Below are 12,318 nucleotides of genomic sequence, written 5' to 3'. Positions count from 1 at the left end.
GGGGTCAGCCGGGCTCGGTGTCCTTGGCGTCGGCGAGGCCGGCGAGGGCCTGGTCGAAGACCTCGCGCGCCCGCTGGAGGACCTGTTCGCGCCAACGGGCGTCCTCCGCCGGGCAGAAGGCGCCGCGGATCAGCCGCTTGAGGCCGGAGCCGACCGCCTCGGCCGGGGGGCGGTGGTGGTGCAGCCAGTTGTCGGCGCACAGCGCCAGCAGCACCTCGGGGCCCGGCTGGGTGCCGAACTCCAGGGTGATCGCGGTCAGCAGGCTGCCGGGTCCCAGGCCGTCCGCCACGGCGGTCGCCGTGTTGCCCACGATCGGCGTGGAGGAGGAGGTGCCCTCCTCCGAGGCGGTGAGCGCGTCGCCGTACCACCGGCGGGCCCGCTGCCGGGCGTCCGCGTCACGGCCGCCGCGGAAGATGGGTTCGCCGACACCGCGCTCGCCGAGTCCGGTGTGCAGGTCGATGTAGGCGACGTGCCCGGCTCCGGCGATCTGCTCGGCGACCACGGTCTCGAACACCCGCCGGGACCAGGCCGGTGCCTGTCCGCCGTAGAACAGCCCGTCGGGGTGGCGGTACTGGCCGCGGGTGACGGCCTCCTGGAGGCGCTGGGGGCCGAGCCGCTCGCGGAGCGCGGTGAGGTCGGCGACGAGTTCCGCGGGGGTGAAGGCCTCGGCCTCCGCCGGCACCAGCGTGGGGTGCACGGCGTCGTAGGCGTCGTTGTGCGGCGGGGCCCCGTGGTCGACGAAGTTCCGGTTGAGGTCGATGTTGTCCTCGTTGACGCGCCGCAGATACGCGAAGCCGTGGGGGTTGAGGGCGTGGACCAGCAGGACGCCGGTCCCGGACCCGGCGGCGGCCTTCGCCACGCCTTCGCGCAGCAGGACGCCGGTCTGGCAGGCGGAGCCGCAGAAGCCCTCGATGCCGTGCGTCCCGGAGACCGTCACCAGGAGCCTCTCCGGGTCCGGCGGCCCCAGAACGGCGGTGTCCACGCGGAGTTCGCCGCCGTCGGGCCCGAGGTGCCCCGGCAGGGTGAAGGTCCTGTGCCGTGCGCCGGCCTCCTCGGCGGCGGCCAGGAAGGCGGCCCTGGCCCGGGCGTAGTCGAGGGGAAAGGTGTCCGCTGTGTCCGCCATGCTGCCTCGCGTTCCTGGAGTGGGTGCCGGGCGTCACGACGGGGCGGGCGCCGCCCGCCGCGGCACGGGGGCTGGACTCAGTTCCGCCCCGAGGGCTCCGGCACCCCCAGGGCCGTGAGGATCGCGTGCGCCCCCGCCCGTGTGGGCACGTGCAGCAGGCACAGCACCCGGTCGCCCGGCTCGGTGTGCTCGGCGAAGTACCGGTTGGCCTCGGGGACATGGCTCAGCGGCCGGTCCCGGTAGAGGTCGAGCGGACGGCCGATGCCCGGGAAGACCCCGCGCGCCGGGTCGAACGCGGCCCGGGGCGCGAGCGCCGCGGCCACCTCGGCGGCCAGCGCCTCCTGACTGTCGTCCTTGCCCGCGAGGTCCGGGTACATGCTGATGTCCGGATGGGCGCTGAACGCCGACATCGCGCAGTGCACCACGGGGTTGTACGTCTTGAGCGCGATCACCTCCGGGAACGGCCGGCCCTCGGCGAGCAGCCGGGCGAAGTGCAGCGCCCAGCTCTCCCTGAAGACCGTGGCTCCCCGGTACGCGTCCCCGACGAACTGGATCATGATGTGCAGGCAGGGCCGCCCCGAGGGGATCTCGGCCCAGCGGGAGGTGAGCAGCGACACGACCCGGCCGCGCTCACGGTCCACGCCCGCGACGACGTAGTCGGCGTCGGTCAGCATCTCGCGGCGGAGCGTGAACAGCTGGCGGGTGTGGAGCCCCGGCATGGCGAGGACCAGGCCGTCCACGATCCACTTCTCGGTCGCGGTCGGCAGCTCCCGGCCGGGCGGCAGGGTCAGTACCTCGACCCCGGGCCGCCCGCCGGGCCGCGTGGCTCGGTCGTCGTCGGCCACCGCTGCCCGCTCAGACCTCGGCCGCGGTGGGCAGCGGGATCTGGGCGTCGCTCTTGCCGAGCACGGTGAGCTGGTGCAGTTCCACGAAGTAGAGCTTCCACAGCCAGTAGACGTTGTGGAGGTGCTCGACGACCTTGCGCTCGTCGGCCTCCGAGTGGATCAGCGTGGACAGCACGCGCCACACGAAGTCGTCGTGGTCGTCGTCGAGGTCCGTGTTGACGTGCGCGCGGGCGCCCTTGACGTTCTCCTCGCCGAGGACGTCGCCCAGGTTGTCCAGCCAGTCGGGCTGGGTGCGCGTGGTGACGTACTCCACGAAGTACACGCTGGTGATCAGCGCCATCGGGCTGTCCTCGAACTCCATGCCGAACTGGAGGTATCCGGTGAGGAGTTTGGTGGAGAGCAGGGGTTCCGTGGAGTAGATCTGGTCCTTGGTGACGCCGACCTTGGCGAGGTCGGCCGCGAACAGCCGGTCGTGCAGCATCTCGTCGTCGGTGTAGTGCGCCCACGCCTTGGCCTGTACCGGGTCCACCTTGGTGAAGTACTTGATGGCCAGGGCGTCCACGGTCCGCTTGCGGCGCAGCCTCAGGATCGTCTCGATGTTGTGCCGCTTGTAGTAGTCGAGGTTCAGCTCGGAGGCGTCCTTCTGGTGCTGGGCGTACGGGACGGTCGCGTAGAAGTCCTTGATGAAGGTTTCGAGGACCGCGTCGACCTTCTTGCGCAGTTCGGAGTTGATCGTCATGGCGTGCTTCCCTCCTTGGGGTCAGTGGCAGCCGCAGCTCGCGCTGGAGACGCGCTGCATCCGCCCGCGGCGTACCGCCTTGCGGGCGCCGAGGACGGCGGTACCGTCCGATGTCACCAGTGAGCTGCGGGGGCACAGGAAGGCCAGGGCGAAGCGCGTGGCCGGCGTGATCCCCAGTCCGAGGTTCACGACTCCGGCGGTGCCGCCGTAGACCTCGTTCGGGCCGCAGTTCGCCGGGATGATCTCCGTGGTGGTGTTGATCCCGAAGCCGAGCTCCCAGATGACGCGGTAGCGCGGATCGTCGGTGAGGAGCTTCTCCAGCTCCGTGGCGGCCGGTGCCGCCCCCGGGGTCTGCGGGGTGACGCCCTCGATGCTTCCGCCGCTGACGTGCAGCGTCACGGCCTCGGAGACGAGCGGCGTGAGCGCTTCGAACAGCCTTCGCTGGTCGGCGGCGTCGGCCGGGTCCCGGTGGCGGTGGACGATCGGCCAGCCGCGCAGGGTCAGGTCTCCGTGGAGGCCGAGCAACCGCGCTTCCGGTTCGAAGGTGGTGATCTCGGCGGCGGTGACGCTCAGCTTGCCGGACGGGAAGATCTGCTGGTCGCCCTCTTCCAGGACGCCCGCCTGCATGTTCCAGACGCAGGCGCCGACCGTGTGGTCGAACTCGGCCTCGGTGCCGGAGACGTCGTCGGTGATCGTCAGCCGGTCGCTGTCGCCCACCAGGTCGAAGAACTCCTCGGCCACCCGGGCGTGCGCGGCGGCATCGGTGCGAGCGGCGGTGCGCAGGAAGTAGCGGACGTGCTCGTCGGTCAGCGGGGTGGACCCGGCCGGCAGCACGGCCAGTCTGCGTCCGCCGAGTTCCCTCGGGGTCGGCGAGTCGAGGAACTGCCCGGGGCAGACCGCCAGCACATGGGCGTCCTCGGGGACGCTGCTCTCGATGAGTTCTCCCAGGCGGGTACCGGGAGAAAGCGTCAGCCGGAGCACCCGGGAATATCCGTCACCGGAATTCAGGGAAAAGAGCTCGCCGTTCCGTTCGCTCGTGATCAGGCAGAATGTCCCGGCCGGCGGGCCGAACTGGTCGAAGTCGCTCGTCGTGAGTTCCAGCGGTGGCACGGGAAACTCCCTGGAGAGGAGAAAAGGGGAACCCCGCGGCGGGGCTTCGCGAACACCCCGCCGCGGGTCGGTACTCAGCCCAGGAGCGTGCCCAGGTAGTTGCGGTTCTTCTGCACCTTGATCTTCTTCATGGGGAGTCACCTCCTGTTGGGTTGATTTCCTTGCATTCACCCCGGCCGGGCGGTCGCGACCCTTTATGCGAGGGGCACGACCCGCTCCACGGTGGGGTGGTCCGGGTGTCCGATCACCGCGACTCCATTGCTGGTCAGCACGCGGGTGTCGGGCGAGATGATGTCCAGGTGGTACTGGGTGTACGGGGTGAGCCCGAGGCCGAAGTGCAGGCACCCCTCCGTGCCGCCGTACACCTCGTTCATGGCGTGGTTGCCGGGCAGGATGTCGTGCGAGACGTTGAGGGCGTGGCCGATCTCCCAGACGATCCGGTACCGGGAGTCGACGGCGAACATCTGCTCCAGCATCGCCACGGCCGGCGCCGCCCCCGCGTCCAGCGCCCGAAGGCGCGTGATCCGGCCGTCCTCGACGGTGGCCTTGATCGCGTTGTCGTGCATCGCCCACAACTGCGCGTGGACACGGGCCTGGTCGGCGCGGGAGAAGGAGGGGGTGCCGTTGTGCAGGATCGGGTAGCCGCGCAGCGTGATCTCGCCCTCCAGCGGCAGCTTCAGCGCCTCGTCGAACTCCCTGATCTCGACGGGCAGCACGCTGATCTCACCGGAGGGGACGATCTGCTGGTCGCCCCAGTCCAGCGGGCCGGCCTGCTGGTTCCACACCAGTCCCTCGCGCAGATGGTCGAGGGTGGCCCGGGTGCCGTGCACCGGGTCGACGTAGACGAGCTGCTCGGAGTCCTCGGCGAGTTCGAAGAACGTGTCGCAGAACGCCGCCTGCTCGGTCGCCGAGGTCCGCTCCATCACCCCGAGGAAGTGCCGGATCTCGTCGAGACCGGTCGGCGTCGAGTTGCACGCCATTCCCATGATCTTCCGCCGGCCCACCAGGGAGGGATCCGGTGACTCGAAGAAACGGTGGGGCGAGACCACGAGGACGTGCGCGGGTTCCGGGATCCTTTTTTCGAGAATGTCCTCGAACCGGTCGCCGGCGTCCAGCGTGATGGTGATGAATTCCCGGTACGGCGCCGTCTCGACGACCTCGAAACGGTCCACCAGTTCGGAATTCGTGATCAGACAGAAGGTGCTTCCGGTGGCCTCACCGAACTGGCTGAAGCGGCCGGGATCAATGGCTATCTGCGCGGACACGATCACTCCCGTCATGACCTTTTCTTTGTTTCTCGCCGTGGTCACCAATTTGACGGGTGAAGGGGTCCCGGGGCTATAGGGCGATGGTCCCTGCCGCCTCGCCGGCGGCTAGGACTTCCGCCTGTCTCCGCGACTTCCGCGGTGCGTCCGCGCGGGCACGACGTGGTCCCCGCACGGTCCCGGCGCGCTCCGGGCGGTCACGCGTGCGAGCGTCAAGGGGGCTAAGTGGGGTAATTCCAAAGGAAGTTGTTGTTCCGCACGGGCCCCGGGCGTCGCCCCGCGCGGCCCGTCTCCCCCCATGCACGGAGGCTCCACCCATGCTGCGAGGCATCGACGTCAGCGCCTACCAGTCGTCCGCGTACGGCACCGCCGGACTCTCCTTCGTCTTCGTCAAGGCGACGGAGGGCCGCTCGTACGTCAACCCGAAACTCACCGCGCAGGTGAGGACCGCCCGCGACGCGGACTGCGTCGTGGGCTTCTACCACTTCCTGTGGCCCGGGGACATCACCGCCCAGGCCGAGTACTTCGTCGGCAAGGCCTCCGAGCGGGCGGGCGACCTGCTCGCCGTCGACTGGGAGACCACCGGCGACGGCACCCACGCGAGCAACGCGGAGAAGGACCGCTTCATCCGGAAGGTGAAGGAACTCCGCCCTGACAACCGCGTGGTGCTCTACACGAACCGAGACTTCTGGCTGAACATCGACACCACCTCGTACGCCGGCGACGGTCTGTGGATCGCCGACTACGTGAGCGCGGGCGAGCCACGCGTCCAGGCGAAGTGGCGCTTCCACCAGTACACCTCCGATCCGGTGGACCGGGACGTCGCGGACTTCGGCACCAAGGCCGCCCTGCGCGCGTGGGCCGACGGCGCCTAGGGATTTCAGCGCCCAGGGGGCATCGCGCCTCCCCGCCCGCCGGGCTCGGACGAGCGGCGGGCGGTCGGCGACCTGGACCGGAGTACGGTTGCGGTACCGAGCGCACCTCGCACGCCGCCATCCGTCGCGGCGTCGCCCTCGGGGAACGGCAAGGCCGGAGCGCATCGCGTCCGGCAGGAAATGAGCCGCCCCACATGAGTCTGATGAGTCTCGGAGTACTGGCCTCCTCCCGCAAGGAGAACGAGTTCCGGTTGCCGCTGCACCCCGGCCACCTCGACCGGATCGCCCCTGACGTGCGCGAGAGGATCTTCCTCGAAAAGGGCTACGGCCGGCGTTTCGGCGTCGGCGACGACACCCTGCGCCCCCTGGTGGCCGGATTGCGCTCCCGCGAGGAACTCGTCGCCGAGTGCGACATCCTGCTGCTGCCCAAGCCCCTGCACGAAGACGTCGCCGAACTGCGCGAGGGCCAGGTGCTGTGGGGATGGCCGCACTGCGTGCAGGACGAGAAGATGACCCAGATCGGCATCGACAGGCGGCTGACGCTGATCGCCTGGGAGGCCATGAACCACTGGACCTCCACGGGCGCCTTCAGCGTCCACGTCTTCCACAAGAACAACGAGCTCGCGGGCTACTGCTCGGTGCTGCACGCCCTCCAGCTCGGGGGGCTGACCGGCAGCTACGGACGCCGGATGCGCGCGGTGGTGATCAGTTTCGGTGCCACGGCACGCGGAGCGGTCACGGGCCTGGGGGCCATGGGGGTCTCCGACGTCACGGTGCTCACCCAGCGCGAGGCCGCGGCGGTGGCCTCGCCGATGCCCTCGGTCGTGATGGGCCACTTCGAGGAGCAGCCGGGCGACCCCTCACGTCTCCAGGCCTCCACTCCGGCCGGACCCGTACCGCTGGCGGAGTACCTGGCCGGGTTCGACATCGTCGTCAACTGCATCCTTCAGGACACCGACGCGCCGCTCACGTTCGTCACCGAGGAGGAACTCTCCCGGTTCCGGCCGGGCACGTTCTTCATCGACGTCGCCTGCGACGAGGGCATGGGCTTCGCCTGGGCCCGCCCGACCACGTTCGGCGAGCCCATGCCCACCGTCGGCGCGGGCTGTCACTACTACGCGGTGGATCACAGCCCGTCCCACCTGTGGAACTCCGCCACCTGGGAGATCAGCGAGGCGCTCCTCCCCTACCTGCGCAAGGTCATGAGCGGCCCCGCCGCCTGGGACGCCGACATCACGGTCCGCAAGGCCATCGAGATCCGTGACGGCGTCGTCCAGAACCCGAAGATCCTCTCCTTCCAGCACCGGTCCGCCGTCTACCCGCACGCCCCGAGGATTCCGGCGGACGCCTTGAGGCAGGCGGTCTAGAGACCGCGCGCCAGGCGTCGCCGGGCGGACGAGACCGTGCGGGCTCGACCTAGGCGATCACCCGCGGAAGTCGGCCTGCCGCTCCGGGGACGCCTCCGCCAGGGCCTTCGTCACCGCGTCGCGGCCTTCGCGGAGGCCGTAGACGGGGGTGCCGGGCTGCTGGCGCCAGGAGTCGTCCAGGCCGCCGGAGTCGACGGTGTCGAAACCGATCTCCTCGATCAGGTCGCGCACGCGCCGCTTCGCCGCCTCGTCGTCGCCGGCCACCGGGAGGGCCATGCGGTCGGGGGCGCCGGCCGGCCGGGCACGGTCGAGGATGTCCTGCGCGAAGGTGCCGTTGAAGGCCTTGATCACCGTGTGACCGAGCTGCCGGGCGGTCCAGCGGCTCTCGGTGAGACCGTCGTCCTCGATCCCGGCGATCCTGCCGTCGCGCTGCTGGGGGTAGTAGTTGCCGGTGTCGATGACGGCGGCGCCCTCGGCGGCTCCGTCCAGGACGCCGTCCGGCAGGTCGGGCACGGCCTTGAGCGGGATCGTGACGATCACGACGTCCGCGCCCTCGGCCGCCCGCTCGACCGCGACCGGGGTCGCCCCGGTCTCCTCCGCGAGCTCGCCGAGCGTCTGGGGACCACGGGAGTTGGCGACGAGGACATCGTGACCGGCGGCCGTGAGCCGCCGTGTGAGGTTGCCGCCGATGTTGCCCGCGCCGATGATGCCGATCTTCATGAGAGACAGACCCTTCCGGAGGTGATGCTCCTGATGGGCATCACCAACCCCAGGGGTGCGGGCGCTATTCCGGACCCGCGGCGTCCGGGTGAACGCCCTCGCGCCGGGCTCCGTACGGCGAAGGGGCGCCCTCCGGAAGACCGGTGGGCGCCCCTTCGGCGGACGTCACTTGCTCAGGTGGGTCCAGAACTCGTCGAACGAGAGGACCTTGTCGCCGTTGAGGTCACGGGTGGCGATGACGGCCTCCGCCACCGACTCGGTGACGTTCCAGTCGCCGCCCTGGGCGAGAGCGGTCTTGAACTCGGCCGCGGTGATGAACCCGTCACCGTCCGTATCGATCCGCTCGAACTGCTTACGTGCTTCCTCGATGTCGGCCACCGATCCGCCCCTTCGTCGTGCATCACTGCATGCGTTACTGCCTTGTGTACGGAGGTCAGATTAACGGTCCGGATGAGCGCGCAGTGCGGCGAGTACCCGGACGAACTCCTCACAGTGCCCGACAGCCCTGCCGGCGTCGACCACGTCTGCGAGTCTGGCCCTTGCGGCGGGTGGAGACTCAAGGAGCGCGATGGACACGGTGCGGGACCTGCTCGACGCGGTCGCTCGCGGTGTCTTCCCGCCGGACGACGGCGCCACCGCGATCGTGCCGGCGCCCTCGCGCCGTGACACGGGGGTCCTCTCCCTCACCGGGCACTCGGTCGTCTTCACGGACGAGGACCCGCGGTGGGTGCGGTCCGCGCTGCGGGCGGTCGGCTGCGACCCGCTCGCCGCGCCGCTCAACCCCCGTTTCCTCGCGGCCCTGATGGACCGCACGGGCCGCGCCCACGACACGGTGGACGCGCTGCTGGTGGGCACGCCGCTGCCCGGCGGGGCGCCGCTCGACCTGGCGGAACTCGCCGGTCCGGTCCACCCGCGCCTCGCCTACGCGCGCGAGCGCCGTGACGAGGTGCGCGCCTGGGCCGCGGACGGCGGTGTGGTCGTGCTGGGGCGCGGGGTGGCCGGCCGGCTGGAGGTCTCGGTCGAGGTGGCGGACGGGCTACGGCGGCGGGGACTGGGCCGACTGCTGGTGACGGCCGCCCGGCACCTCGCGGCGGAGCCGGTGTGGGCGCAGGTCTCACCGGGCAACGCCCGCAGTGTGCGGGCGTTCCTGGCGGCGGGCTATGTGCCGGTGGGCGCGGAGGCGCTGCTGCTCCCGGCCCGCTGAGCGGGGCGGACGCGGAACGGCCCGCGCGGACGGGTCAGCGGAAGATGCCGGTGTGGCCGAGCGAGTAACGGCCGGGCTGGGGGTAGACGGCGAGGCCGTGCGGGCCGCTGCCGACGTGGATACGGGCGATCTGGTGGCCGGTGCGGGTGTCGATGGCGTACACCTCCGAGTTGTAGCGGCCGGAGAGCCACAGGACCTTGCCGTCGGCCGAGACACCGCCCATGTCGGGGCTGCCTCCGTCGGGCAGGCGCCACTTGTCGGTGAGCCGGTTCCGGGCGAAGTCGAAGAGGGAGATGGTGCCTTCGCCGCGGTTGGAGATGTACATCACGCGCGAGTCCCGGCTGACGTAGAGGCCGTGGGCGCCCTTGCCCGTGTGCAGCAGCGTCGGCCGGGTGAACTTGTCGCCGTCGAGGATCCACACGCCGTCGGCCATCATGTCGGCGATGTAGAACCGCTTGCCGTCCGGGGAGATCTTCACGTCCTGCGGCATCGCCCCGTGGAAGGGCAGCTTCTGCTGGCCGATCACCTTCATCTGCTCGGTGTCGACCTTCAGGAGTTCACCGCTGAACTCGCAGGACACGATGAAGTAGCGGCCGTCCGGGGAGAAGTCGGCGTGATTGACGCCGTAGCAGCTGACCGGCTCGGTCTTGACGGTCTTCATGGTGTGCGCGTCGCGGAAGACGAGTTCGCGGTCGAGGGAGGCCATCACGATCGCGTACTTGCCGTTGGGCGTGAAGTAGAGGTTGTACGGGTCGTGTACGTCGACCGGCTTGCCTGCCTTGCCGGTCTTCGGGTCGATGGGGGTCAGGGTGTTGCCCCGGTCGTTGTTGACCCACAGGGTCTTCAGATCCCAGGAGGGGACGACGTGCTGGGGCTGGACGCCGACCGGGATCGTCTCGATGACCTTGTACGTCGCCGGGTCGATGACGGAGACCGTGTCGGAGTTGGTGTTGGGCACGTAGACCCGGGAGGGGAAGTCCTTGACCACCGGGGAGAGCCGGCCCGGGCGGTCGGCGGCGTACACGTCCGTGGGGTCGAGCAAGGGGGGCATGCCGGGCAGTCCCTGGGCGGCCGGCTTCTTGACCGGGGCGGGCGGGACGGCCGCCTTGGTGGTGGTGTGGGTCCGGTCGGCGTGGCTCCGGGAGGGGGCGCCGCAGCCGGCGAGGGCGGCGAACGTGGTGAGGGCGGCGCCCGCGATCAGGACGCGGCGCAGGCAGGAGGGTGGCGTCAGCATCAGCTCAGCAACTCCGTGGTGGTGACCGCGCCGAGGCCGCGGCGGTCGAGTTCGTGCAGCAGGGCGGGGAGGGCGGCGACCGTGTCGGCGTATCCGAAGTGCAGGCTCACGACGGAGCCCGGACGGACCTCGGCCAGCACCTTGCGGGTGACGGCGGCGGCTCCCGGCGAGGTGTAGTCGAGGGAGTCGACGTCGTAGGAGAGCGTGTGCGGGTAGCCCGCGTCGCGGGCGAGGCGCTGGACCAGGGGGGAGGCCCGGGGGCTGCGGGAGGGCCGGAACCAGGTGCCGATCGAGCCGGTGAGCTTCTTGAGACGGTCCGCGCAGCCCCGGATCTCCGCGGCCGCCTCCGCCTGGGTCATGGCGTTGATGTCGAGGTGGCGCAGGGTGTGGTTGCCGAGGTCGTGGCCGCCGTCGAGGATGCGGCGGGCGAGGTCCGGGTGCTCGTCCAGCCAGGTGCCCACGGCGAGGACGGTGACCCGGGCGCCGGCCTTCTCGGCCTCGCCGAGCAGGGCCTTGGCCACGGAGGGGTCGCCCTGGCCGTGGAAGGTGAGGGCCACTCTGGAGGGATGGCTGCGGGGGCCGTGGGTGATCTCGGGCGGCTGGGAGGGATAGAGGCGGGGTCCGGGGGCGAGCGCGGGGGCTCCGCGGGTCGTCGTGGCGTGGGGTGCGCTGGGCGCGGCCGGAGGTGTCGTGAGGTTCTGGGCGTGGGCGGTTCGCGGGGCGGAACAGCCCGCGGTCACTCCGGCGGCGAGGGTTCCTGCGGTGAGCGCGAGTCCCGTGAGCAGGGCAGCGCGCCGGGGCGGGGCGGAGGCTGCGGGGTCTTCGGCGGGCGAGGTCACCGGACCATTTAAGGGTGAATCGGCCGAAAAACCGGCGATTGGTCCCACTGGGTGGTGGTGCGGGTCGCTTCACGCTCCCCGGCCACGGAGCCGCGCGCTCCGGAACGTCGGTCCGCTCATCACGACCCCGGGGACCGGAAAGCGGAGCGGGCGGCCCTGTTTTGGATCAGTCGCCCGGGTCTGCGATAGTCGGCGGTGCGACCTCCACCCATTGACCCGGGCCACGGTTGTCGCCGGTGGCGCGGTTCACACCCCATTCGTTCCGCGACACCCCGCAAGCCCCGGCTGCCACGCGGCCGGGGCTCACGCGTACCCGGCCGGGCGGACCCGCGGGCCAGGTGGACATGGCGGACCCGGCGGGTCAGCGGTCCACGACACGCATCTCGAACCAGGTGGTCTTGCCGCGGGGCAGCAGGTCGACGCCCCAGCGGTCGGAGAGCTTGTCGACGAGGAAGAGGCCCCGCCCGCTCAGGTCCATCTCCTGGACCGGCATGAGACAGGGAAGGCCGCGGGAGGGGTCACGGACCTCGATACGGATCCAGCCGCGGCGGCGGCGCATACGGAGTCCGAAGACGCGGGCGCCGGTGTGCCGTACGGCGTTGCCCACGAGTTCGGAGACGAGTAAGACCGCGTCCTCGGTCAGCTTCGGGGACAGCCCCCAGTGCCTCAGGACCACGACCTGGGTGAGGCGTCGCGCGGTGGCCGCGGACTCCGGGCGGGACGGCAACGGCACCTCGCCCTCGGTGGGATTGCCGAACAACTCCAGTGCCTTGAGCGCCCGTTCGTCCTCGACCGCAGGTGTCCAGCGCGCCGCGGTCGCACTTCCGTGCCGCCGCGGCTGTTCCATGCCCTCCAGCCCCGCCATGCCCCCCATCATGGCCGCCCCGAGCCCCCTCCGGGGCCGTTCCGAAGGAATAGGCCCCCCGGAACGCGACATTCCACCCCATCCGATCGGCATATGCCAGAGGCAGTTCGGCGACCTCCGGAGCCGCTCCGA

At 70.8% G+C, this 12,318-nt stretch carries 12 protein-coding genes and 1 pseudogene; 3 read left to right on the top strand and 10 right to left on the bottom strand.

What is annotated here, in order from left to right; genetic code table 11:
* Positions 1-4: 4 nt before the first annotated feature.
* From ACZ4AA_RS28180 to ACZ4AA_RS28160, 5 genes are all read right to left on the bottom strand, one after another.
* Positions 5-1,123 (bottom strand): M14 family metallopeptidase, encoded by a 1,119-nt coding sequence (locus ACZ4AA_RS28180; RefSeq protein ID WP_467608934.1) that lies wholly within the window; start codon positions 1,121-1,123, stop codon positions 5-7.
* A gap of 77 nt (positions 1,124-1,200) precedes the next feature.
* Positions 1,201-1,968 (bottom strand): hypothetical protein, encoded by a 768-nt coding sequence (locus ACZ4AA_RS28175; protein ID WP_467608931.1) that lies wholly within the window; start codon positions 1,966-1,968, stop codon positions 1,201-1,203.
* Between the two features lie 10 nt (positions 1,969-1,978).
* Positions 1,979-2,707 carry a hypothetical protein gene (locus ACZ4AA_RS28170; RefSeq protein ID WP_467608928.1) on the bottom strand — a complete coding sequence of 243 codons (729 nt, stop codon included), beginning with the start codon at positions 2,705-2,707 and terminating at the stop codon, positions 1,979-1,981.
* A 21-nt stretch (positions 2,708-2,728) separates the two neighbouring features.
* The gene (locus ACZ4AA_RS28165) at positions 2,729-3,817 is read right to left on the bottom strand and encodes a hypothetical protein (RefSeq protein ID WP_467608925.1); all 1,089 of its coding nucleotides are present in this window, start codon (positions 3,815-3,817) and stop codon (positions 2,729-2,731) included.
* Between the two features lie 194 nt (positions 3,818-4,011).
* Entirely contained in the window at positions 4,012-5,097 is a 1,086-nt protein-coding gene (locus ACZ4AA_RS28160; protein ID WP_467608922.1) for a hypothetical protein, read from the bottom strand.
* A gap of 302 nt (positions 5,098-5,399) precedes the next feature.
* On the opposite strand from ACZ4AA_RS28160, the gene ACZ4AA_RS28155 reads away from it, so the two are divergent.
* Together ACZ4AA_RS28155 and ACZ4AA_RS28150 are read left to right on the top strand one after the other, a co-directional pair.
* Positions 5,400-5,957: a glycoside hydrolase family 25 protein gene (locus tag ACZ4AA_RS28155; protein WP_467608920.1), complete on the top strand. Its 558-nt coding sequence runs from the start codon at positions 5,400-5,402 to the stop codon at positions 5,955-5,957.
* A gap of 194 nt (positions 5,958-6,151) precedes the next feature.
* The gene (locus ACZ4AA_RS28150; RefSeq protein ID WP_467608916.1) at positions 6,152-7,324 is read left to right on the top strand and encodes a N(5)-(carboxyethyl)ornithine synthase; all 1,173 of its coding nucleotides are present in this window, start codon (positions 6,152-6,154) and stop codon (positions 7,322-7,324) included.
* A 57-nt stretch (positions 7,325-7,381) separates the two neighbouring features.
* Here ACZ4AA_RS28150 and ACZ4AA_RS28145 read toward each other — a convergent pair.
* Both ACZ4AA_RS28145 and ACZ4AA_RS28140 read right to left on the bottom strand, forming a co-directional pair.
* Positions 7,382-8,080 (bottom strand): annotated as a pseudogene (locus ACZ4AA_RS28145) (NADPH-dependent F420 reductase); the annotation flags it as partial.
* A gap of 129 nt (positions 8,081-8,209) precedes the next feature.
* A complete protein-coding gene (locus ACZ4AA_RS28140) occupies positions 8,210-8,422 on the bottom strand; it encodes an EF-hand domain-containing protein (protein WP_328553301.1) in 213 nt (70 codons plus the stop codon).
* A 190-nt stretch (positions 8,423-8,612) separates the two neighbouring features.
* Here ACZ4AA_RS28140 and ACZ4AA_RS28135 point away from each other — a divergent pair, with 190 nt between their 5' ends.
* Entirely contained in the window at positions 8,613-9,248 is a 636-nt protein-coding gene (locus ACZ4AA_RS28135) for a GNAT family N-acetyltransferase (protein WP_467608911.1), read from the top strand.
* 34 nt (positions 9,249-9,282) lie between these two features.
* On the opposite strand, the gene ACZ4AA_RS28130 is transcribed toward ACZ4AA_RS28135, so the two are convergent.
* The 3 genes from ACZ4AA_RS28130 to ACZ4AA_RS28120 form a co-directional block, all read right to left on the bottom strand.
* The gene (locus ACZ4AA_RS28130; RefSeq protein WP_467608908.1) at positions 9,283-10,482 is read right to left on the bottom strand and encodes a YVTN family beta-propeller repeat protein; all 1,200 of its coding nucleotides are present in this window, start codon (positions 10,480-10,482) and stop codon (positions 9,283-9,285) included.
* Positions 10,482-11,321, bottom strand: a complete 840-nt coding sequence (locus ACZ4AA_RS28125; RefSeq protein WP_467608904.1) for a polysaccharide deacetylase family protein — start codon at positions 11,319-11,321, stop codon at positions 10,482-10,484. The genes ACZ4AA_RS28130 and ACZ4AA_RS28125 overlap by 1 nt, the downstream gene beginning before the upstream one ends.
* A gap of 361 nt (positions 11,322-11,682) precedes the next feature.
* Positions 11,683-12,186: an ATP-binding protein gene (locus tag ACZ4AA_RS28120; protein WP_365739183.1), complete on the bottom strand. Its 504-nt coding sequence runs from the start codon at positions 12,184-12,186 to the stop codon at positions 11,683-11,685.
* Positions 12,187-12,318 lie beyond the last annotated feature (132 nt).

The organism is Streptomyces sp. NPDC024698, from assembly GCF_055559015.1.
The sequence above is the reverse complement of the archived record's forward strand: the minus strand, read 5'-3'. Positions and strand labels throughout refer to the sequence as shown.